This window comes from Dietzia sp. HMSC21D01, assembly GCF_001815995.1.
Taxonomy (GTDB): domain Bacteria; phylum Actinomycetota; class Actinomycetes; order Mycobacteriales; family Mycobacteriaceae; genus Dietzia; species Dietzia cinnamea.
Window position 1 is genome coordinate 1 of record NZ_KV823865.1, and the last position, 20376, is coordinate 20376.

21 protein-coding genes and 1 pseudogene are annotated in these 20376 nt (G+C 71.3%); 9 read left to right on the plus strand and 13 right to left on the minus strand.

From position 1 onward, the window contains the following. Positions 1-131 precede the first annotated feature (131 nt). Positions 132-3224 carry a leucine--tRNA ligase gene (locus tag HMPREF3086_RS06675; RefSeq protein ID WP_070720898.1) on the plus strand — a complete coding sequence of 1031 codons (3093 nt, stop codon included), beginning with the start codon at positions 132-134 and terminating at the stop codon, positions 3222-3224. Between the two features lie 195 nt (positions 3225-3419). Here HMPREF3086_RS06675 and HMPREF3086_RS06680 read toward each other — a convergent pair whose 3' ends face one another. The 3 genes from HMPREF3086_RS06680 to HMPREF3086_RS06690 are packed head-to-tail and all read right to left on the minus strand — an operon-like array spanning position 3420 to position 5236. Continuing rightward, complete coding sequence (locus HMPREF3086_RS06680; RefSeq protein ID WP_061913360.1) at positions 3420-3809, minus strand: hypothetical protein; 390 nt, start codon at positions 3807-3809, stop codon at positions 3420-3422. Next, positions 3810-4709 (minus strand): SDR family NAD(P)-dependent oxidoreductase, encoded by a 900-nt coding sequence (locus tag HMPREF3086_RS06685; protein ID WP_070720900.1) that lies wholly within the window; start codon positions 4707-4709, stop codon positions 3810-3812. Further along, positions 4706-5236, minus strand: a complete 531-nt coding sequence (locus HMPREF3086_RS06690) for a nuclear transport factor 2 family protein (RefSeq protein WP_070720903.1) — start codon at positions 5234-5236, stop codon at positions 4706-4708. The genes HMPREF3086_RS06685 and HMPREF3086_RS06690 overlap by 4 nt, the downstream gene beginning before the upstream one ends. Positions 5237-5259: 23 nt before the next feature. Between HMPREF3086_RS06690 and HMPREF3086_RS06695 the strand changes: the two genes are divergently transcribed. Further along, on the plus strand, positions 5260-5694 hold the full coding sequence (locus HMPREF3086_RS06695) for a nuclear transport factor 2 family protein (protein WP_070720907.1): 435 nt from the start codon (positions 5260-5262) through the stop codon (positions 5692-5694). 22 nt (positions 5695-5716) lie between these two features. Here HMPREF3086_RS06695 and HMPREF3086_RS06700 read toward each other — a convergent pair whose 3' ends face one another. Next, positions 5717-7075, minus strand: coding sequence for a lipase family protein (locus HMPREF3086_RS06700; RefSeq protein WP_246830926.1), 1359 nt, complete (start codon positions 7073-7075; stop codon positions 5717-5719). Positions 7076-7457: 382 nt separating this feature from the next. Here HMPREF3086_RS06700 and HMPREF3086_RS06705 point away from each other — a divergent pair, with 382 nt between their 5' ends. Then, positions 7458-8180: a hypothetical protein gene (locus HMPREF3086_RS06705; RefSeq protein ID WP_070720913.1), complete on the plus strand. Its 723-nt coding sequence runs from the start codon at positions 7458-7460 to the stop codon at positions 8178-8180. Between the two features lie 3 nt (positions 8181-8183). Here the strand turns inward: HMPREF3086_RS06705 and HMPREF3086_RS06710 are convergent, their stop codons facing one another. The 3 genes from HMPREF3086_RS06710 to HMPREF3086_RS06720 all read right to left on the minus strand — a co-directional run bounded on the left by HMPREF3086_RS06710 (position 8184) and on the right by HMPREF3086_RS06720 (position 11514). Next, a complete protein-coding gene (locus tag HMPREF3086_RS06710; protein ID WP_070720916.1) occupies positions 8184-9065 on the minus strand; it encodes a DUF4261 domain-containing protein in 882 nt (293 codons plus the stop codon). Between the two features lie 59 nt (positions 9066-9124). Beyond that, positions 9125-9994, minus strand: a complete 870-nt coding sequence (locus tag HMPREF3086_RS06715) for an alpha/beta fold hydrolase (RefSeq protein WP_070720919.1) — start codon at positions 9992-9994, stop codon at positions 9125-9127. Between the two features lie 299 nt (positions 9995-10293). Beyond that, entirely contained in the window at positions 10294-11514 is a 1221-nt protein-coding gene (locus tag HMPREF3086_RS06720; RefSeq protein ID WP_070720922.1) for a lipase family protein, read from the minus strand. Positions 11515-11639: 125 nt separating this feature from the next. Between HMPREF3086_RS06720 and HMPREF3086_RS06725 the strand changes: the two genes are divergently transcribed. The 3 genes from HMPREF3086_RS06725 (at position 11640) to HMPREF3086_RS06735 (ending at position 13560) form a co-directional block, all read left to right on the plus strand. After that, on the plus strand, positions 11640-12539 hold the full coding sequence (locus HMPREF3086_RS06725; RefSeq protein ID WP_070720945.1) for an SDR family NAD(P)-dependent oxidoreductase: 900 nt from the start codon (positions 11640-11642) through the stop codon (positions 12537-12539). A 101-nt stretch (positions 12540-12640) separates the two neighbouring features. Further along, a complete protein-coding gene (locus HMPREF3086_RS06730; RefSeq protein ID WP_070720925.1) occupies positions 12641-13144 on the plus strand; it encodes an SRPBCC domain-containing protein in 504 nt (167 codons plus the stop codon). Next, the gene (locus tag HMPREF3086_RS06735; protein ID WP_070720926.1) at positions 13141-13560 is read left to right on the plus strand and encodes an ArsR/SmtB family transcription factor; all 420 of its coding nucleotides are present in this window, start codon (positions 13141-13143) and stop codon (positions 13558-13560) included. The genes HMPREF3086_RS06730 and HMPREF3086_RS06735 overlap by 4 nt, the downstream gene beginning before the upstream one ends. Here HMPREF3086_RS06735 and HMPREF3086_RS06740 read toward each other — a convergent pair. Both HMPREF3086_RS06740 and HMPREF3086_RS06745 read right to left on the minus strand, forming a co-directional pair. Continuing rightward, positions 13553-14494: an MBL fold metallo-hydrolase gene (locus tag HMPREF3086_RS06740; protein ID WP_239550261.1), complete on the minus strand. Its 942-nt coding sequence runs from the start codon at positions 14492-14494 to the stop codon at positions 13553-13555. The two genes, HMPREF3086_RS06735 and HMPREF3086_RS06740, sit on opposite strands and share 8 nt — an antisense overlap. Then, positions 14491-14673: a hypothetical protein gene (locus tag HMPREF3086_RS06745; protein ID WP_070720929.1), complete on the minus strand. Its 183-nt coding sequence runs from the start codon at positions 14671-14673 to the stop codon at positions 14491-14493. Before HMPREF3086_RS06745 ends, HMPREF3086_RS06740 begins: the two co-directional genes overlap by 4 nt. A 141-nt stretch (positions 14674-14814) precedes the next feature. Here HMPREF3086_RS06745 and HMPREF3086_RS06750 point away from each other — a divergent pair, with 141 nt between their 5' ends. After that, the gene (locus tag HMPREF3086_RS06750; protein WP_070720931.1) at positions 14815-15426 is read left to right on the plus strand and encodes a GyrI-like domain-containing protein; all 612 of its coding nucleotides are present in this window, start codon (positions 14815-14817) and stop codon (positions 15424-15426) included. Positions 15427-15438: 12 nt separating this feature from the next. Here HMPREF3086_RS06750 and HMPREF3086_RS06755 read toward each other — a convergent pair. Beyond that, positions 15439-16873: pseudogene (locus HMPREF3086_RS06755) on the minus strand (sugar porter family MFS transporter). Between the two features lie 181 nt (positions 16874-17054). Between HMPREF3086_RS06755 and HMPREF3086_RS06760 the strand changes: the two are divergent. Beyond that, positions 17055-17438 (plus strand): SgcJ/EcaC family oxidoreductase, encoded by a 384-nt coding sequence (locus HMPREF3086_RS06760; protein WP_070720934.1) that lies wholly within the window; start codon positions 17055-17057, stop codon positions 17436-17438. 58 nt (positions 17439-17496) lie between these two features. Here HMPREF3086_RS06760 and HMPREF3086_RS06765 read toward each other — a convergent pair whose 3' ends face one another. Beyond that, the gene (locus tag HMPREF3086_RS06765) at positions 17497-18186 is read right to left on the minus strand and encodes an AIM24 family protein (RefSeq protein ID WP_070720938.1); all 690 of its coding nucleotides are present in this window, start codon (positions 18184-18186) and stop codon (positions 17497-17499) included. A 38-nt stretch (positions 18187-18224) separates the two neighbouring features. On the opposite strand from HMPREF3086_RS06765, the gene HMPREF3086_RS06770 reads away from it, so the two are divergent. After that, complete coding sequence (locus HMPREF3086_RS06770) at positions 18225-18506, plus strand: Lrp/AsnC family transcriptional regulator (RefSeq protein ID WP_061228358.1); 282 nt, start codon at positions 18225-18227, stop codon at positions 18504-18506. Here the strand turns inward: HMPREF3086_RS06770 and HMPREF3086_RS06775 are convergent. Then, positions 18494-19582, minus strand: a complete 1089-nt coding sequence (locus HMPREF3086_RS06775; RefSeq protein ID WP_070720941.1) for a 2-dehydropantoate 2-reductase — start codon at positions 19580-19582, stop codon at positions 18494-18496. The genes HMPREF3086_RS06770 and HMPREF3086_RS06775 overlap by 13 nt on opposite strands. 114 nt (positions 19583-19696) lie before the next feature. Next, the coding region (locus HMPREF3086_RS06780) for an SDR family oxidoreductase (RefSeq protein ID WP_070720942.1) at positions 19697-20376 on the minus strand (680 nt) is incomplete at its 5' end.

The following is a 20376-nucleotide window of genomic DNA, read 5'->3' on the forward strand; positions in this document are numbered from 1 at the left end:
CGGCACGCGGCCGGACGCCGCCACGCGTCCGGCCGCGCGGGTCCGACGCTGACGCGGCCCCGCCCCGGCCAGGGTTTAGGCTGGACACGGCCTGCGTGCGGGCACCGGCGAGACCAGGGAGAGCAGACGACGTGAGCAGCAGCGACCAGAGCGCCACCGGCGCGCAGCCCGAGACCGCGGCGGCGTCCGGGAGCGGGACCCAGCCCGAGGGAGGGCCCGCCCACCGCTACGGCGCGGCGCTCGCCGGCGAGATCGAGTCCCGCTGGCAGCGCGAATGGTCCGAGCGCGGCACGTTCGAGGCCCCCAACCCCGTTGGTCCGCTGGCCGCGCCCGACGGCGAGCTGCCCGCGGACAAGCTCTTCGTCCAGGACATGTTCCCCTACCCGTCCGGCGCCGGGCTGCACGTCGGCCACCCGCTGGGCTACATCGCGACCGACGTGTTCGCCCGCTACAACCGGATGCTCGGCACCAACGTGCTGCACACCCTCGGCTACGACGCGTTCGGCCTGCCCGCCGAGCAGTACGCCGTCCAGACCGGACAGCACCCGCGCGTGACCACCGAGTCCAACATCGCCAACATGGAGCGCCAGCTCGGCCGCCTCGGCCTGGGCCACGACCGCCGCCGCGTCTTCGCCACCACCGACACCGACTTCTACCGCTGGACCCAGTGGATCTTCCTGCAGATCCACGGCTCCTGGTACGACCCCGACGCCCCCGCCCGGACGACCGACGGCGGCGACCACCCCACCCGCACCGGCCGCGCCCGGCCCATCGCCGAGCTCGTCGAGCAGTTCGCCTCCGGCGCCCGCCCGCTGGCCGCCGGACTGCCCGCCGATCTCGCCGCCGACCTCGCCGGCCGCACCTGGGGCGAGCTGACCCGCGCCGAGCAGGAGAAGGTCCTCGACGCGCACCGGCTCGTCTACCTCTCGGACTCCACGGTCAACTGGTGCCCCGGCCTGGGCACAGTCCTGGCCAACGAGGAGGTCACCGCCGAGGGCCGCTCCGAGCGCGGCAACTTCCCCGTCTTCCGCAAGAACCTGAGCCAGTGGATGATGCGGATCACCGCCTACGCCGACCGGCTCGTCGACGACCTCGACCGGCTCGACTGGACCGACAAGGTCAAGTCCATGCAGCGCAACTGGATCGGTCGCTCGCAGGGCGCCCGCGTCCGGTTCGCCGTGGCCGACCAGTCCATCGAGGTGTTCACCACCCGCCCCGACACCCTGTTCGGCGCCACCTACATGGTCCTGTCGCCCGAGCACCCGCTGGTCGACGAGCTCGCCGGGCCGTTCTGGCCCGAGGTCCCGGCCGGCGCGCCCGGCGCGGCCCCCGGCGAGTCGACCCCCGGCGCCCTCGACCCGCGCTGGACCGGCGGACACTCCTCGCCCGCCGAGGCCGTGTTCGCCTACCGGCGCGCCGCGTCCATGAAGTCCGAGCTCGAGCGCCAGGAGAACAAGGACAAGACCGGCGTCTTCACCGGCGCCTACGCCGTCAACCCGGTCAACGGCGAGCAGGTCCCGGTGTTCGTCGCCGACTACGTCCTCATGGGCTACGGCACCGGCGCCATCATGGCCGTGCCCGGCCACGACGCGCGCGACCACGAGTTTGCCCTGGCGTTCGGGCTGCCCATCCGGCAGGTCGTGGCGCCCGCCGACGGGCGCGAGCTCGACGTGCAGGCCGAGGCCTACGCCGGCGACGGCGTGGCCGTGAACTCCACCAACGACGAGGGGCTGTCCCTCGACGGCCTGGGCGTGGACGAGGCCAAGGCCGCCACCATCGCCTGGCTCGAGGGGGAGGGCACCGGCGAGGGCACCGTCCAGTACAAGCTCCGCGACTGGCTGTTCGCCCGGCAGCGCTACTGGGGCGAGCCGTTCCCCGTGGTCTACGACTCCGACGGCGTGCCCCACGCGCTGCCCGAGGAGATGCTGCCCGTCGAGCTGCCCGAGGTCGAGGACTACAAGCCCGTCTCGTTCGACCCCGACGACGCCGACTCGGTGCCGTCCCCGCCACTGGCCAAGGCGACCGAGTGGATGACCGTCGAGCTGGACCTCGGTGACGGGCTCAAGACCTACACCCGCGACGCCAACGTCATGCCCAACTGGGCCGGCTCCAGTTGGTACCAGCTGCGCTACATCGACCCCACCAACTCCGAGCAGCTCTGCGCGATCGAGAACGAGCGCTACTGGACCGGCCCGCGCCCCGAGATCCACGGCGCCGGCGACCCGGGCGGCGTGGACCTCTACGTGGGCGGCGTCGAGCACGCCGTGCTGCACCTGCTGTACTCGCGGTTCTGGCACAAGGTCCTGTTCGACCTCGGCCACGTCACCAGCGAGGAGCCCTACCGGCGCCTGTTCAACCAGGGGTACATCCAGGCCTTCGCCTACACCGACTCCCGCGGCGTCTACGTGCCCGCGGCCGAGGTGACCGAGCGCGACGGGAAGTACTACTGGACCGACGCCTCCGCCGGCGCGGACGCCACCGAGATCGAGGGGTTCCAGGAATACGGGAAGATGGGCAAGTCGCTCAAGAACTCCGTCTCCCCCGACGAGATCTGCGACTCCTACGGTGCCGACACGCTGCGCGTGTACGAGATGTCCATGGGCCCGCTCGACACCTCGCGCCCCTGGGCCACCAAGGACGTCGTGGGCGCGCACCGCTTCCTGCAGCGGCTGTGGCGCGTGGTGATCGACGAGTCCACCGGTGAGGTCCGCGTGACCGACACGGATTCGACCGACAGCGCACCCGGCGAGGACGTGCTCAAGGCGCTGCACCGCACCATCGCCGGGGTCCGCGACGACTACGCCGGCCTGCGCGACAACACCGCGATCGCCAAGCTCATCGAGTACGTCAACACCCTGACCAAGGCGTACCCCACCGAGGGGCCGGGTGCGCCCCGCTCGGTCGTGGAACCGCTCGTGCTCATGGTCGCGCCCGTCGCCCCGCACCTCGCCGAGGAGCTGTGGGCCCGGCTCGGTCACACCGGGTCGCTGGCCCACGGCCCCTTCCCGACCTTCGACGAGTCGTACCTGGTCGAGGACTCGGTCGAGTACCCGGTCCAGATCAAGGGCAAGGTGCGCTCGCGCATCACCGTGCCCGCTGACGCCTCGCCGGTCGACGTCGAGGCCGCCGCCCTGGCCGACGCCAAGGTGCAGGAGAACCTGGGCGGCGCCGCGCCCAAGAAGGTGATCGTGGTGCCGGGCAAGATGGTCAACATCGTGCCCTGACGGCCGCGCTGACACTGACGCGCGCCGCAATCCGCTACCCGGCACGAGTCGATCACCCGGCAGGCCCCACGCCCGAATCCGCTACCCGGACTCGGGATCCGCTACCCCCGCAGGAGTAGCGGATCCGGGCGGAGGGTAGCGGATTCCGGGAGTTCCGCAGCGGGGTGCCTGGGCGTCGGGGCTCAGGCGGCGGCGTCAACCCTGCTGGACGAACACCGCCGACGACGAGATCAGCAGGTACGCCGTGGTGACCATCCACATCGCGTACGTCGCGTACAGCCACGGCCGCCATCGGATCCGCGCCTGCCACCGCCGGTACGTCTTCACGGCGGACGTGATGGACAGCGCGATCGACAGCAGCAGCGGCAGGATCACCACCTCGACGCGGTCCGAGGTCAGGCACAGCGGGACCCCGTCGGCGCACTCGTCGCCGACGCCGCCGCGGATCACCACGATCGCCACGGCCAGCGCCACGATCGCGACAACGGACAGCAGCACGAACCGGAACGCCTGGTTGCCCTGACGCTCGTTCCGCTCCAGTCGCTCGAGCGGGTCGTCGAGCTCCCCGAACTCGGGGGATGTCATTCAACCCTCCTTGGTGAATCCGTTGTGTCCGCCCGCCGCGGCCACCTCGTCCACTGTCTCGATCCCGAGTTGCTCATCGGTCACGGGCGGGAAGAGCGGCCCCCCGCCGAAGGCACCCCGGTGCGACAGCGGCACCTCGCCGTCGTCGTTCCGGATGCCCTTCTCGCGACCGTACTCGGCCGTGATGACGGTCGAGCCGCTCATCCGCGCGAGGTCGGGGTCGTCGGCGAGGGCGGCGATGACGCGACCGACGAACGTGGGGTCCTCCGCGCGGGCCAGGGGGAAGCCGTTGAAGTCCTCCATGCCGGTGGACAGCAGCAGCTCGGTGCGGATGAGTCCCAGCCACAGGGAGAGGGTGGAGACCCCGGTGCCGGCGAGTTCGTGCGCCATGTCGGCGGCCATCTTGTCCAGGGCGGTCTTGCTCATGCCGTAGAGGACGGTGTGGAACGGCGCGCGCGATCCGAACGACGAGATGTTGACCATGAGCCCCGACCCCTGCGGCACCATGACCTTGGCGGCCTCGCAGCTCGCGACGTAGTGCGCGCGCAGGCCGACGCCCATGAGCGCGTCCCAGTCGGTGGCGGGCCGCTCCCAGAACCTGCCGTTGAAGCCCATGAAGCCCTTGGGGTTGGTCCACACGTTGTTGACCAGCAGGTCCAGGCGGCCGGCCTCGTCGGCGATCCGGGCGACGACGGCGAGGATCTCCTCGTCACGGGAGTGGTCGCACTCGAGTGGGCGGATCCGGCCCGGGGCGTCGGCGGCGGCGTCGACGGTGCCCTGCAGGCGCTCGGCGGACCGTCCGGTGACGTAGACATCCCATCCCGCGTCGGCGAGCGCGGTGGCCACACCGCGGCCGACCCCGCGGCTGCCGCCGGTGACCAGCGCGACCCGGGCGCTCACGAGTCGGCTCCCTCGGTGGCCGCACCCGGGACGACGCTGACCTCCGGGTAGGTCACGGTGGCCTCGTCGAGGGTGCGGGTGATGGACCAGCCGGGCGTGAACAGGCACTCGGCCATGACCCAGCGGTCGTCCTCGATCACGTAGACGTCCGAGTACTCGCCGGTCGAGAGTGTCTCCGTGCCCTTGTCCCGGTCGATCTGACGGAACTGCAGGGTCCACGTGCCGGTGGCGCGGTTCGGCGGGCTGCTCGGTCCGCCGGACTCGACGGTGATGGAGGGCATGAAGCCGTGGTGCATGTCGAGGATGCGGGGCCCGCCGTCGGCGGCGGTGGCCAGGGCGATCTGCCGGAAGATGCCGACCATGGTGTCGGGGTCGGTCCGACCGAGGGGACCGAAGTCCAGCACGCCGCCTGTCGCCACGAAGCAGGAGCGGAAGCCGTCCGGGTCCTTGGCATCGCATGCCCGCCAGTACCGGTACTTCAGCTGCTCGATCGCCTCGCGGGCGCGCCTTTCCTCCTCGTACTGCATACGGCCACGTTAGCGTAGGGATCATGAGCCGAACACTGGTCGAGTTATCCGACCGCTGGGATCTGCAGGACCTCATGACCAGGTACGCGACCTGCATCGACTCCCGCGACTTCGAGGGCCTGGACCGGGTCTTCACGCCGGACGCGCGGGTGAGCTACGAGGCCTCCGGTGGGCCCGACGACGCCTACCCGGCGATCCGTGCGTGGCTGGCCGAGATGCTGCCGGTCTTCACGGCCACGCAGCACCTCATGGCCAACCTCGAGGTGAGTCTGGACGGGGACTCGGCGACGGGCCGGTGCATGTGCTTCAACCCCATGGCGCTGCGGCCTGTGGAGGAGAAGGACCAGCAGGTGTTCTTCTACGGGCTCTGGTACGTCCTCGAGTTCGTCCGCACGGACGCCGGCTGGCGGATCTCGCGGCTGACGCAGCAGCAGGCGTACCACCACAACCTGCCCTGAGACCGCCGCGGCGCGCGGTCGGTCAGACGGTCCCGCAGGAGTTCGGCGCGGGACGGTCGTGCACCCGGTCCATGAGGTAGCGGACGTTGGTCGCGCGCTCGGACAACATCGGGATCGCATGGTCGATCACCAGACCCGGGGCCAGGGCGGGCACTTCGGCGGTCCGCAGCTCGACGGTGGTGCCCTGCGCGCACCAGTTCCGGACGAGGTCGACGGCGGTGTCGTGCGGCACAACGTCGTCATTCCGCCCGATCAGCACGAGTGACGGGACGGCCGGTGCCTCGTCGCCCAGGTTGTAGCCCTCCAGGACGCGCATGATCTCCGGCTCGGACCGGGCCGCGTCGGCGAGGGAGCGGCCGTCCCGGGTGAAATCGGTGGTGCGGTGCAGGCCGTAGGCGAAGCCGGTCTCGGCGACGCACTGCCCGGCGGTCACCTCGAGCATCCGGCGGCCCGCGTCGTTCAGCTGGCGGTCGAACGCCTCTCGCAGCTCGGGGTGGACCTGCAGAATCCCGTTGATCGCGTAGCCCACGGCGCCGGTGAGCAGGCCGCCGTCGATCCGCTCGAGCGTGCCGATCATGTCCGACGGCGGTGCGCCCGCGGCGATGCCCACGAGGTTGACGTCCGGCGCGTAGGTCGGCTGCATCTCACCGGCTGCCGCGGCGGCGCCACCGCCCTGGGAGTAGCCGCTGACCACGGTCTTGGAGTCGGGCGCGAGGTCGGTGCCCGGGAGGCGCAGCGCGGCGCGTGCGGCGTCCAACGCGGAGCGGCCCTGCGAGTCGCGGTTGACGTACGGGTGGTGGCCGGGAGTGCCGAGGCCCTCGTAGTCGGTGACGACCACGGCGAAGCCCTCCTGGACCATCGTCAGGGCGTCGATCACCGCGTAGCCGGCGGCCGCCGACAGCGGTGCGGTCTGCACGCCGAGCCCGACCTCCATGGACCTGGACGGCGCGCACTGGTCGCCCTGGCCCTGCGTCCCGGGCGTGACCACGGCGAGCGGCCGCGGGCCCGGCCCGGTCCACGGGGCCTTGGGCTGGAGGTATGTGCCGGTGACGGCGATCGGCCCGCCCGCCGCACCGGTCGAGCGGTACATGATCCGCTGGGCGTCGGCGGGCAGTGCGCCGCCGTTCGCCAGGTCGGGGACGCTGGGCGTGATGGTCATGGGCTCGGTGCGGATGATCGCGCCCGGCTCGGCGGGCAGTTCGGCCGGCGGCGCGTAAAACGAGCTGCGGTCGGGTGTGTTGGACGAGCCCTGCGCGGCAACCTCCGGGGCGGCGGGCGAGACCGCGGGGGCCAGCGCCATCGCGACGCCCAGGGCGAGTGCACCCGCGACAGTGGACGATCCGGGCGTTCTGCTGCTGCGGCGGCTGGTCGGTGATCTCACAAATGCTCCCCGGGGGTCGAGACGGTGGGCGGTCCGTGAGGACAGTGAACTGGACAAAACCCTATCGTGTGTCATGTTCGGCCGGGGGTGCACCTCGGGAGTCGATTCTGATCACCGTGAACTTCTCGGTGGCCACTGTCTTACGCCGCTGTTACGGTGAGCCCGTGCCAAAAGATGTGTTGATGTGCTGGCGACGCGTACCGGAGAGGTCCCGCGTCGCCCACGCCGTCATGGCGTAGCACGGACGACGCGCGGGCCCACCGGAGAAGGGCGGGCCGCGGTCGGTATCAGCGGCGGTCCGCGCCGGAACCCGGGTCCATGCTCATGACCCCACGGCGGCGGAAATCAGATCCGCGCCGGCTCACTTCAGGAGAGTTTCCAGGTGACCGTAAGTCCCGACACCACGTTCCACGCGCTGGAGGACACCGATGTCCTCGTGAGCGCGCGATCGTTGGCCGAGTACACGGACATGTTCGGTTTGAACGGGGCTGACCTGCAGGGCCGGATCGTGGACTGCCCGGGCGGCGCGGCCAGCGCGGTGGCGGAGATCTGCGCGGCCGGTGGGGACGCGATCGCGGTGGACCCGCAGTACGCCCGGGGCGCGGACGAGCTCCGCGGCCGGATCCTCGCGGACGTCGGCCGGTCGGTGGCGCAGAAGCAGGCGCGCGAGGTGGACTTCGACTGGGACGTCCGCGGCGGCGTCGTGGGGCACGAGGCGATTCGGCGCACGGCGGCCGACCGCATGCTCGCCGACCTGGCGACCTCACCCGAGCGGTACATAGCAGGTGCGCTGCCGTCGCTGCCGTTGGCCAGTGATTCGGCCGACCTCGTGCTGTGCTCGCACCTGCTGTTCACCTACGCCGACCGGATGGATCTGTTCGACCACGTCGACGCGATCGTCGAGATGGCGCGGATTGCACCGGAGGTGCGGATCTACCCGCTGGTCGACCATCTCGGCAATCCGCTGCCGGAGCTGGTCCGCAGTGTGATAGCCCGGCTCAAGAAGGAGCGGCTGGCCAGCCGGATCGAGCCGGTCATCCGGCCGTTCCAGCTCGCGGCCACGACGCGGCTGGTGGTGGAGAGGATGAACCACCAGCGGCCCTGATCCTCAGCCCTGCGCGCCGGACGAGAGCCTGAGGATCTCCTGGCCGGTGAACGGGGAGACCTCGGCGCTGGCGACCAGCGGCTGAGGGCCGCCCACCTCGATCGTCTGGCCGGGCACGAACACGGTGCCGGTCGCCAGTGAGTAGGCCACCAGATTGCACATCTCGGAGTACACGGCCGTCGGCGCGGCGTCCACGTCCAGGCGCTCGAGGTCCATCCGGCCGAACCTGCCCATCCCCGTCGTGTAGACGCACGACGTGGACTCGGACTGCATCCCCGCCCGCACCCCGACGAGCGCCGGCGCCGGCACCGGGTTGCCCGTCACCAGATCGCGGTACGGGCCGGCCGGCAGGGTCGTCGCGGCACCGCCCACGGTGACGGCCACCGCGCCGGGGAGCGCGGTCAGTGCCGCCGTGACGTTCGCGACCGCCAACTCGCAACGGAGCGTATCGAGCCGCGGGTCGAGGTACTCGGGATCGGTGGGCTCGCCGTCGTCGCCGACCGGTCCCCACCGGAACGCCGCCACCACGACCTGGGACCGGTGCGTCTCCACCACGGCCTCGCCGCCGTTCCACGCGGCCAGGTCGCGCGTGTACTCGGCGGCCTCCGGTACGGCGGAGTCGATCGAGGAGACGATGACCGTCGCGTCCTCGATGTACACCGCCGTGGCGGGGTCGTCCTCGGTGCCGCGCTCGACCTCGTAGGAGCCCTCGAAGATCTCGGCGAGCAGTTCACCGATCTCGTCATAGCCGGGGGCGAGCCGGTCGAGCAGCACGATCGCCACGGGCGTCTGCTTCCACGACAGGTCTTCGCCGGTCTGCGGGTCGACTGCGGGCGGCTGGTCCTGCGGCTGCTCGGGCTGGCCGGGCTGCGGGGAGTCGGTCATGCACGACAGGCTAACCCGCGTCCCCGCGGCCGCGACACGCCCGGCCGCCCGGCGGGCGCTCAGTTGAGCAGGAAGTCGATCACCAGGCGCTCGAACTTGTCCTTCTGCTCGATCATCGCCCAGTGGCCGCAGCGGGAGAACGAGTGCAGCTCGGCGCGGGGCAGCTGCCGGAACGCGAAGTGCGCCTGCTCGTAGGGGAGCATGCGGTCGTCGCGGCCCCAGATGAGGAGCGTCTCCTGGCGGATCTGGGAGGCGCGGGCGTACAGCGGGGTGTAGGCGTTCTCGGGCTTGAGGATGGAGCCGAAGATCGAGTACATGCGCTCGACGGCGCCGGGCGCGGTCGCGGCCTCGGTACGGGCGCGGATCAGCTCGGGGGAGACGATCTTCTTGTTGCCGACCATCGTGTCGACCCAGGCGCCCATCTTCTCGTCGGTCGGATCGGCGAGGAACTCGAACAGGCGGCGCGAGCCCTCGCTGGGGTCGGGCGCGAACAGCGGCGCGGCGAGGCCGCCGGGGCCCATGAGAGCCATCTTGCGGACGCGGTCCGGGTAGGCCAGGGCCGTCTCGCACGCGACGTTGCCGCCCATGGAGTTGCCGACGATGTCGACCTTCTCGATGCCCTTGGCCTCGCAGAATGCGTCGATCGCCTCGGCGGCGATCATCGGGTAAGCCTTCTCCCACTCCAGGTCGGAACTCTTCCCGAAGCCCGGCATGTCGAGCAGGATGGTGTGGAACCGCTCGGCGAAGACCGGGAAGTTGCCGGAGAAGTTGGACCACGCGGTGACGCCCGGACCGGATCCGTGGAGGAACAGGACGGGCACCGCGCTCTCGGGCTCGGCGACGCTCTGTTCGCCCGCCTCGTGGTAGTGCAGCTCGAAACGGCCGGCAGTGATGGTCTTGCTGGTGGACTCGAAGTCGAGGGCGCTCATGGTCTCAACGGTACTAGAACGCGTTCTAGGAATCGCGCTGTCCCGGCAATCTAGCGGCCCGGCGAACCCGGCATCGCCCCGAAATGATGTCAGCCGCGCGGGGAGTCCCTGAAACATCCCCGCGCGGCGATGACGAGACTCTAACCCGTGACTGCGCGATGTGACAAGTCTGTAACGATTATTGCGCAGGTCACACTATGAGCATTCGAGCGCGCGTCCTGACGTGCGGGAATGTGCGACTCGAAGTGGACGACTGCACCGAACGGGGGTGGCCACAGTGATCCGAACCCCTCACCCCGTCATCCCATCACCCGCGCCATGAACGCGGTCGCATCCGGTATGGCGGCGTACACGGTCCCGCTGTGGTCGCGGTCCGGGTAGACCCGCAGCTCGAGCGGCTGGTGGTTGAGCGTCATCTCGGCCGCCAGCGACAGTGCCGAGGGGGCGGGGACGTCAACGTCGAGCAGTCCCTGGCCGAGGAAGACGGGCCGGTCGTAGCCGACGGCCGGCGTGCCCATGTAGCGCCGCAGGTGGCCGTACACGTCGGGGATCTCCTGCAGCGGCCGCGAGAGCGCCTGCGAGGTCTGGAACCCACCGACCTTCTCGCGCATCGCCGCGTAGCAGAGGGTCTCGGCGGCGTCGACCATCTCGCGCCCGGCCGGCGTGAGGTAGCTGTTGATGTTGAGCTCGGGGTGCTGATCCCGGAATCCGGCGAGAATGTACATCGCGTAGGTGTTGAGTCCGGTCGGCAGCTGTACGGGCGGGAACCCGGGTCCGCCCCACCGGAAGAGGTGCTCGATGTTGGCGGGGGCGCCGGTCGCGACCACGCCGCGGTAGTCCAGTCCCGCGGGCGCGCCGAGTTCGGTGGCGCGGACCGCGGTGTTGAGCGCGGCCCCGGCGCCCTGGGACTGGCCGACGAGTGCCCAGGCGGGGGACAGGGGCAGGCCGGCGGAGCGTGCGGCGATCACCGAGTCGACGACCGACCGGCCGGTGGCGGGCCCGTTGAGGTAGCTGAGCAGCCCGGGCGTGCCCAGGCCTACGTAGTCGGAGGCGACCACGGCGTAACCCTGGTCGAGCCAGTGGCCGAGGTACTCGGCGTCACGTTCGGAGCGGGGCTGGGTGGAGGGCGCGCAGTCGTCGCCCAGCCCGGTCGTGCCGTGCGCCCACGCGATGATCGGCCAGCCGCCCTCCGGTGCGGCACCGTGGGGCAGGAACACCGCGGACCCGGAGATCGCGGGCCGGCCGTGCTGGTCGAGGGTGCCGTAGACCTGCCGCACCGCCCGCCCGGCCTGCGGCAGGGAGAGTGACGGGTCGAGCGGGACGGTCTCCGCCGCGGCCCCCGGCGCGGGGATCGGCCGAGCCCATTCGCGGGTGTCGAGTCCGGACCAGGTGGGTGCCGGGTTGGTCGCCGCGGCGGGCGCCGCGCCGGCGGTGGGGACGGTGAGAGGGGCGACGACGACGAGGGCCGCAGCCGCCGCGCAGAGCGTCCGCGAGATTGTCGGGGAGATGAGGGAGTTCATACCCGGAGGGTAGTCCGCCGCCCGCGTCTCTCCAGACGGGTTCGCCCGTGCCACGGGCCGGTTCGAGCTGCCGGCACCGATGCGAAGTGGCGCGGGCGCGCAGCTCGGGGTCGTACGCTTCGGCCGTGGCGCGAAAGCAGATCGATATTCCCGACCTCACCGGCCAGACGTGGCTCGTCACCGGCTCGACGAGCGGGGTCGGCCTCGAGACCGCGCGGTCGGCGTCGAGGCACGGGGCGCGGGTGATCCTCGCGGTCCGGGACACCGCACGCGGTAAGCAGGTGGCGTCAGAACTCCCCGGGGACGCGCGGGTCGTGGAGACGAATCTCGCCTCCCTCGCGAGCGTGCGACGCGCGGCCGGCGAACTGACCGGCGAGGGCGGCGAGGAGATCGACGTCCTGGTCAACAACGCGGGAGCCATCACGCCTCGTCGGCGGGAGACCGAGGACGGATTCGAGATGTTGCTAGGCATCAACGCGCTGGCCCCGTTCCTGCTCACCAACCTGCTGCTGCCCGTGGTGCGTCGGCGCGTGGTGATCGTCGCGTCCAACGCTCACCACGCGGGCACCTTCGACGGCGACGACCCGCACTTCCGGCGCCGGCGGTGGACGTCCGCGGCGGCGTACGCGCAGTCCAAACTCGGAGACATGCTGTGGGGGCTCGAGCTCGAGCGGCGGCTGCGGGACGGACGTGCCGAGGCCGGCAGGGCCGGGGTCGACGTCCAGCTCACGCACCCCGGGTGGGCGGCCACCGGGATCTCCAACGCGACGGGTAACGCGACGCTGGACAAGATCGTCACCGGCGTCTGCTCCCTGTTCGCCCAGCCCGCGGCGCAGGCGGCGCTGACGACGATGAGCGCCGCGACCCGGCCGCTGCCGCCGTGCAGTTACACCGGTCCCGACGCGATGAGGCACCTGCGCGGCATGCCCACCCTCATCGGTCGGAGCGCCGAGGCCTCTGACCCTGCGGCGGCCGCGCGGTTCTGGGAGTTCGCCGCGTCCGAGACGGCGATTAACTGCAACTGAATGGTTGCATGTGGGCGCGCGGCGTGTCATCGTGGGAGGGCAGGTGCAGCCGCGACACCACTTCACCGAGCGGGAGGCACCTCGGGGGAGAGGAGAGCCCGATGAGCGATAACACCGTGCCCGTCGACGGCGACAGCGCGCCCGGAGCCGGAGTGACCAGCGATGACGTGCCCGACGAGATCGTCCGCAGCATCCACATTGAAGCCGAGGCGCGGACGGTCTGGGCGATCGTGTCGGAGCCGGGTTGGTTCATCAACGACGGCACGTGGACCGATCACGAGATCACCACAGAAGGCGACGTGTCGCGCGTCGTCGACCCGGTGCACGGCGAGTTCACGATCGGCACCGTCGAGCTCGACCCGCCGCGTCGCGCGGTGTTCCGGTGGCTCGGCGGCATGGCCGGAGAGGTCGACGAGGCGCAGGCCAACCTGGTCGAGTTCACGATCGAGGACCACGGATCGGGAGTCGTCCTGACGGTCCGCGAGACCGGCTTCGCGGGTCTGCACGGCGATGCGGCCGTCCGGCGCCGGCGGTTCGAGGAGAACTCCGAGGGCTGGGTGTCCGAGCTGGAGCTCGCGCGGGTGCGTGCCGAGGGCGGCGGATGAGCAGCCGGAAGGACGAGGTCCTGCACGACCGGCTGCTCAGCGAGGAGGCGGATGATGTGTTCGGCGCCCTCGCGGACCGGACGCGTCGCCGGGTCCTCGTCCGACTCGCCGACCGGCCCGACGACGCCGGTGCCGTGGCCCGCGATCTCGGCGTGAGCCGCCAGGCGGTCGCCAAGCACCTGCGCATCCTCACCGACTCAGGGCTCGTGCACGCGCGACCGCATCACCGTCGACAGGTACACGCCGTGCGGCCGGACCGCATCCGGGAGATCTCCGACCTCCTCGGCGCGGTGTCGCGGGGATGGGATCGTCGGCTCGAGCAGGTCAGGGAGCGCGCCGAGCGCATGGAGCGGGCCGAGCACGACGAGTCCGGCGAGTCGGTCGAGGGCGGGTCGGGCCCGGGCGCCTCTAGGTGAGGTGGTCGTACTCGCCGGCGACCCACGCCGCGTAGCGTTCGGCCGACCGCTGGACGGCGCCCCGGGCGTCGTGCGGGACGCACCCGCCGAAGTTGCTGTAGAGCCTTTCGAACTCGTACCGCGAGACGTGGTCGGCGATCCGGCGCACTACCGCCCCGGACAGCGGCATCCAGTTGGGGAACGAGCGCATGAAGGTCACCCACTCCCGGTCGGCGACCGTCCCGATGGTGTCGCCGCTGAACAGGACGCCCGCGCCATCGGGGGCGGTCCAGTGCACCACGACGCTGCCCGGGAAGTGCCCTCCGGGCTGGGACGCGCGCACGCCGGGAAGGATCTCGATCTCGCCGCCGTCCTCCGGTCCCGCCGCGTGGCCGCCGCCCCACACGATCGTGTTGTGCGGTCGCAGTCCCAGCCACTCCTCGTCCGGGGCGGAGACGTACACCGGGCAGTAGTCGAACGCGGCCGACCACAGGGACTGGACCCCGTACATGTGCGGGTGCGAGGCGATGATCGCCGACAACCCGCCCCACCCGCGGATCGCCGCGACCGCCTCGTCGCTGATGTGGTTCGGGACCTCGACCAGCACGTTCCCATGGTCGGTCCGGATGAGTGACGGTCGCTGGCCGATCCCCGGGCAGTCCTTCTGCTCCAGTCCGATCACGTCGGTCTCGCGCTCGGTGAACTCGATGGACGCACCCGCCGCCCGCGACTGCTCGGGGGTGGTCCAGCGCTGCCCGGCGACGGGCACGTACTGGCGCTCGTCCGCACAGATCGGGCACACCTCGGGCAGGGGCTCCGCCCGCTCGACCCCGCACGTCGCGCACTGGGTCACCGAACCGGGGCCCACCCCCTGAGATCCGCGGCCGGAGCCGGAGTCGGAGCCGGAGCCGGAGCCGGAGCCGAACCCGGCCGCGGCGTCGCGCGCCGCGCTCACGGCATGTCCCCCTCGATATCGACAGGGTGCCACGACTTGCCCACCTGAACCTCGATGGATCCGTCGGTGGGCCGGGTCTCGCGATGACCGGACACGGCGGACTCGAGGGCCTGCTGGGCGGTCTCATGCTCGCCGAGATCGATCGTCTGGTCAGGGGTGCGGAGGCGGTAGTGGGGCATGCCCCCAGTGTCCCCCCGCCGGACGCGGGCCGCATCCCTCGCCGGCGCCGGGGGACCCACCCCGCTGCTCGGCGGGTCTTCCCCTCGTCTCGACCACGGCGCACACTGGGAGGAGGCACCTCGTCGTCGGAAGGGCACACCATGTCGTCGTCGTCATCCTTTTCGTCACACGGTCAAGCACCGACGGCGCCGGCCGACCCCCCGTCCGGTTACCCCGACCTCGGCGCGGACCCGATCGACGGGATCCGATTGCTGCGCGCGCCGGCCGTCCCCACCGCCGTGGTGCGAGTGTCGGGCGTACCGATGTCTGAGCTGGCCGGGGTGTTCGACTCCGTCTTCGGGACCGTCCTGCCCCGCGCGTTCGAGGCCGGGCTGGCCCCCGCGGGCCCGCCCATCGCGCTGTACACCGCAGCTACCGAGGGCCCCGACTCCGTGGTGGACCTGGAGATCGGCTTCCCTCTCCGCGCACCGCTGGCCGAGCAGGTGGGGGCGGAATCGATCGAGGCCGACGGTCGACGGATCGTCGCTTCCGAACTGCCGGCCGGCGGGATCGCCGTGCTCAGCCACGTGGGCTCTTATGACGACCTCGGGCGGGCGTGGGGCGATTTCATGGGCGAGATCGCTGGGATGGGCCGCGCCCCCGGGCTGCCGTTCTGGGAGTCCTACGTCACCGAACCCTCGCCCGACATGGACCCGGCCACGCTGCGCACCGACCTGTTCTGCGCGGTGCGCACTCCCGACGACGCGGCCTGACCCGCCGGGCGGCTACTCCATCTCTTCTAGCGAACGGCCGGTCGTCTCGGGGATGAACCGCGTCACGAACAGCAGCGAGAGCAGCGCCGCGACCGCGTAGAAGCCGTAGGTGAACGACAGGCTGAACTCGGCCATCGGCGGGAATGCGGTCGACACGGCGAAATTCGCCAGCCACTGCGCGGCCGCCGCCAGTCCCAGTGCGGTGGAGCGGATCCGGTTGTTGAACATCTCGCCCAGCAGGACCCACACCGCCGGGCCCCACGACATCCCGAAGAACACGACGAACCCGTTGGCCGCGATCAGTGCGACCAGCCCGGAGGTGTCGCCGAGCTGTGGGGCGAGCTCGCCGTCCGGGCCGGCGACCATCGTGGCCTGACTGAACATCGCCGCCATCACCGCCAGGCAGACCGTCATGCCGACGGAGCCGATCATGAGCAGTCTGCGACGCCCGATCTTGTCGATGAGCGCGATCGCCACGATCGTGACCACGATGTTCGTCACGGAGGTGATGACCGACTGCGTGAACGCGTCCTCCTCGGCGAAGCCCACCGACTGCCATAACGTGGTGGAGTAGTAGAAGATCACGTTGATGCCGACGGCCTGCTGGAACACCGACAGGATGATGCCGATCCACACGAAGGGCAGGAAGTTCCATCCGCCCGGGGCGGATCAGGTCCCGCCACGACTGCCGGCGGTCCTCGCGGACGGTCGCCCGGATCTCGCGGATGCGAGAGTCGATGCCGCCCTCTTGGATGGAGCGCAGCACCCGCTTGGCCTCGTCGACCATCCCCCGGCCCACCAGGTAGCGCGGCGACTCCGGGATTATCAACGCCAGCACGCCGTAGGCGACAGCGGGGATCATCTCCGCCCAGAACATCCACCGCCACGCCGCCGCCCCGAACCACAACTCCTCGATCGCGCCCCCGGCGACTCCCGCCAGCCACGCGTCCGAGAGCAGGGCCACGAAGATGCCCGACACGATCGCCAGCTGCTGCAGCGACCCGAGGCGGCCGCGGACCGCCGGCGGGGCCACCTCAGCGATGTACGCCGGGGCGATGACCGACGCCGCGCCCACCCCGAGTCCGCCGAGGACGCGCCAGGCGATGAGGTCCCACGGGCCGAACGCGAAACCCGATCCCAGAGCACTCACGAGGAACAACACCGCCGCCAGTACCATCACCCCCGTGCGGCCCCAGCGGTCGGCCAGCCGCCCCGCCAGGTAGGCCCCCAGGATGCAGCCGAGCAACGCCGAGGACACAGTGAACCCGATCAGCCCGGCGCCGATGCCGAAGTCCTGCTGCACCGCGTCGACCGCGCCGTTGATGACCGCGGTGTCAAATCCGAACAGGAACCCGCCGAGCGCGGCGACCAGAGAGATGAGCACTACCCGGCCGGTGTGGAACGATTCCTCGTCGGACGGCTGTCGGGACGTCTGCTGTGTGGACATGCGTACCCCGCTCCCCGGGCCCGCCGGCCCTGTGACAGTGGTGAGAGGAGGGTAGGGCTGGGGCGGGAGAGGCGCAACCGACGAGGAGGCCGACCGGGAAATACCCCGGTGCGCGCCCGCGGCGTGAGAACGCGTTCTAGGCTCGGGTCACCTCGTCGTCGTCACCGAAAGGCCACCCACCATGAGCGCCGCAGCCACCGCACCCGAGCAGATCCGCGCCACCGCGCAGTCATACGTCGACGCGCTCGTCGCCGGCGACCTCGAGGCCGTCATGGCCCTCTACGCCGACGACGCCACCGTCGAGGACCCCGTCGGCGGCGGCAACGTGCACGAGGGCGCGGAGGCGATCCGCGCGTTCTACTCGAGCGTCACCGCGCTGAAGATCGACGCGAAGGTCCTCGAGACCCGCGTGTGCGGCAACGACCTGCTGTTCAACTTCGAGATCACCACCCACTTCGACGGGGGCTCCAAGGCGACCATCAACGTGTGGGACCTCATGGTCCACGACGCGCAGGGCAAGGTCTCCTCCATGCGCGCCTACTGGACCCCGGAGAACATGAGCTGAGCGCGCACCGGCCGGGGGCGGCGGCGAACGGCCGTCGCCTGCCCGCCCGGGGCGGGACCTACGACCCGCCCTGGCCTCCCGCGCCCTGGGGGACGTTCTCCGACGGCTGGACCACGACCAGGCCCTGCCCGCCGAACCCCAACTGGAACGTCTCGCCGGACCCGCCGCGGATCAGCGACCGCAGGCCGCCGGTGTCCACGCGCACGTCCATCGACACCCCGGCCGTCCACAACACCACGGCCTGCGGATCGGCGAAGGTCGGCGCCCCGGCGACGTCCAGCGCCACCGGCTGACCCTTGGTCGTCACCGCGACGAAGCCCGTCCCGCGCAGGGAGACGTTGAACAGGCCGCCGGTCATCACGGCGCCCTTCGCGGCGATGCGGTGGATGTCCCACGCGAAGCCCTCGGAGAAGGACAGGACGCTCGCGCCGTTCACCGAGATCATGTCGTCCTCGAGGTACAGCACCTGGACCTCGGAGGCCTGGTCGGCCAGGAACAGTTCGCCGCGGCCGGAGCAGCGCATGAGCGGCACGCCCTCGCCGGTGGCGGCGGCCTTGAACATCTTGCCGAGCCCGCCGCTGCCGATGTTCTCGAACCCGATCTGCCCCTGGTAAGCGACCATCGACCCGGTCCGCGCGAGGATCGGCTGGTCGGCGAGGGTCACCTTGAGCATCTTGGAGTTCTGGAGCGCGAACGGGCGGCTCGTCTCCGCCTCCCGGGCGTTCTGGAAGAGGTCGCCGTGGATCATGGCGTCGACGCTATTTGCGCTGCGCTAGCGTGGAACGCATGATCACCGCAATCGTCTTCGTCCACGCCGAGACGGCGCGGATCCCCGAGGTCGCCTCCGCCATCGCCGAGATCGACGGCGTGTCCGAGGTGTACTCCGTCACCGGCACCATCGACCTCATCGTGCTGGTCCGCGCGCGGCGCAACGAGGAGATCGCCGACATCGTCTCCGACCGCCTCAACAAGGTCCCCGGCGTGCTGGACACCGAGACGCACATCGCGTTCCGCACCCAGTCCAAGCATGATCTCGAGGCCGCGTTCTCGATCGGTTACGAGGACTGACCGCTCATCTGCTGCAGACGGGCGAGCCGGTGTGCCCGGCGCCGCGCGCGCTTCAGCTCGGCGAGCAGGTCGGGGCCACTCCACCGGCGGCGGTTCTCGCCGTCTGCCTCCGCCTCGCGCACCAACTCCACCATCCGCTCGCAGGCCGGCGCCGACAGCCCGAGCTGACCGGCCATCTTCACGACCTTGCCCTGCAGGACGTCGATCTCGGTGGGCCGGCCGCGCAGCAGGTCGTCATTCATGGACGAGGTGCCGTCGGCGTCGACCCGCATCGCGGCCCGACCGAGTAGGCGGAACAGCGGGGTGGGCAGGCGCATCACGATCGGCAGGGCGCCGGCGGGCACCGCGAGGGGCACCCGGGGCACCACGCCGGCCGCGGTGAACACCCGGTTCGCCTCGGCTTGGCACAGGGCGACGCAACACCGCAGGTCGCGGTCGAGCAGTTCGGTGCGCAGCGGCAGGCCGGAGAGGGCCTGGACGGCGTTGTTGAGGTTCATGAGGATCTTGCCGTGCAGGACGGCCTGGATGTCGTCGGTGGGACGCAGCGGCAGGCCGGCCTCGGCGGCTGTGCGCAGCAGTGGGCCGAGCCTCGGGTGCTCGGCGATCCGGATCTCACCGGTTGACGTGCGGCGGTAGGTGGCGGGCCCGGTGCGGACGACGTTGAACGGCACGACGCCGGCGATCACCGGCGCGGAGTCGACGCCTTCGCGGATGAGGTCGGCGGTGTGCAGCCCGTTCTGCAGACCGACCACGAGGGTGGTGGGTCGCAGGAGCGGTGCGAACTCTGCGGTGGCGGTGGCGGTCTGCCCGGCTTTGGTGCACATCAGAACGACGTCGGCGCGACGGACCGAGTCCGGGGTGTCGGCCAGGGTGAGCATGTCGGCGGGGACGTGCAGGCGGCCGTCCTCGTTGCCGCCCGCCTCCACGGTGAGCCCCAGTTCGCGGATGGGGTCGAGGACGTGGGGTCGCCCGACGAGGGTCACGTCGGCGTGGCGGGCGAGTCGGCCGCCGAGGTAGCAGCCGACCACGCCCGCGCCGATGACGGTGATCCGGAGTGGGCGATCGGGGCTGGTCATGGTGGTGCAGACGTTACGACACGCACGGCCGCGCGGCAGGCGTTCGCGGTACGTGACCGTGCCGGTAAGCGCGAGGGGAGCGGCGCGGGCGTGCGAGGGGAGTGGGGGCGGGCGTCAGCGGTGCCGGGGCCGCAGGACGACCTCGGTGGGGTGGGCGTCCGGAGTGGACTCCAACGCGTGCCGGACGGCGGTGGCTACGGAGTCGGCGCTGAGGTAGGAGCCGGGGTCGTAGGTGCCGCCCTCCGCCGCGACGATCGCGCGCTGCATGTCCGTGTCGACGCGGCCGGGGTGGATCGATGTGACGCGTAGGTCGGGTTCTTCGCCGCGGAGGGTGTCGGTGACGGCGCGCAGCGCGAACTTGGAGGCGCTGTAGGAGCCCCAGCCGGGCTTGGCGGTGGTCCCCGCGCCGGAGTTGACGACGACGAGGTGTCCGCCTGCCGCGCGCAGCGCCGGGAGCAGTGCCCGGGTCAGCTCGACCACGGCCAGCACGTTGACCTCGAACGCCCGGCGCCACTGCTCGGCGTCGGTGTGTTCGATCCGGCCGAGATCGGCGACCCCGGCACAGTGGACGAGCCCGTCGAGCGTGCTGAGGCCGTCGGCGACGCGGGCGACCCCGTCGGCGGTGGTGAGGTCGGCCTCGACGATGTCGACGGAACGGCCGTCGTCCGGGTGCGCGGAGCGGCAGTCGGCGGCGACGGCCCGCAGCGCGTCGGCGTCGCGGCCCACCAGGACCAGGTCGTGGCTGCCGGCCAGGGCGCGGGCGGTCGCCGCCCCGATCCCGCGGGAGGCGCCGG

What these genes read in the sequence shown, in the direction of transcription:
- HMPREF3086_RS06680 (WP_061913360.1), bottom strand. Translation starts at nt 3,809, where the DNA reads ATGACATCCCCCGAGTTCGGGGAGCTCGACGACCCGCTCGAGCGACTG.
- HMPREF3086_RS06690 (WP_070720903.1), bottom strand. Translation starts at nt 5,236, where the DNA reads ATGCAGTACGAGGAGGAAAGGCGCGCCCGCGAGGCGATCGAGCAGCTG.
- HMPREF3086_RS06695 (WP_070720907.1), top strand. Translation starts at nt 5,260, where the DNA reads ATGAGCCGAACACTGGTCGAGTTATCCGACCGCTGGGATCTGCAGGAC.
- HMPREF3086_RS06710 (WP_070720916.1), bottom strand. Translation starts at nt 9,065, where the DNA reads ATGACCGACTCCCCGCAGCCCGGCCAGCCCGAGCAGCCGCAGGACCAG.
- HMPREF3086_RS06715 (WP_070720919.1), bottom strand. Translation starts at nt 9,994, where the DNA reads ATGAGCGCCCTCGACTTCGAGTCCACCAGCAAGACCATCACTGCCGGC.
- HMPREF3086_RS06720 (WP_070720922.1), bottom strand. Translation starts at nt 11,514, where the DNA reads ATGAACTCCCTCATCTCCCCGACAATCTCGCGGACGCTCTGCGCGGCG.
- HMPREF3086_RS06730 (WP_070720925.1), top strand. Translation starts at nt 12,641, where the DNA reads ATGAGCGATAACACCGTGCCCGTCGACGGCGACAGCGCGCCCGGAGCC.
- HMPREF3086_RS06735 (WP_070720926.1), top strand. Translation starts at nt 13,141, where the DNA reads ATGAGCAGCCGGAAGGACGAGGTCCTGCACGACCGGCTGCTCAGCGAG.
- HMPREF3086_RS06745 (WP_070720929.1), bottom strand. Translation starts at nt 14,673, where the DNA reads ATGCCCCACTACCGCCTCCGCACCCCTGACCAGACGATCGATCTCGGC.
- HMPREF3086_RS06750 (WP_070720931.1), top strand. Translation starts at nt 14,815, where the DNA reads ATGTCGTCGTCGTCATCCTTTTCGTCACACGGTCAAGCACCGACGGCG.
- HMPREF3086_RS06760 (WP_070720934.1), top strand. Translation starts at nt 17,055, where the DNA reads ATGAGCGCCGCAGCCACCGCACCCGAGCAGATCCGCGCCACCGCGCAG.
- HMPREF3086_RS06765 (WP_070720938.1), bottom strand. Translation starts at nt 18,186, where the DNA reads ATGATCCACGGCGACCTCTTCCAGAACGCCCGGGAGGCGGAGACGAGC.
- HMPREF3086_RS06770 (WP_061228358.1), top strand. Translation starts at nt 18,225, where the DNA reads ATGATCACCGCAATCGTCTTCGTCCACGCCGAGACGGCGCGGATCCCC.
- HMPREF3086_RS06775 (WP_070720941.1), bottom strand. Translation starts at nt 19,582, where the DNA reads ATGACCAGCCCCGATCGCCCACTCCGGATCACCGTCATCGGCGCGGGC.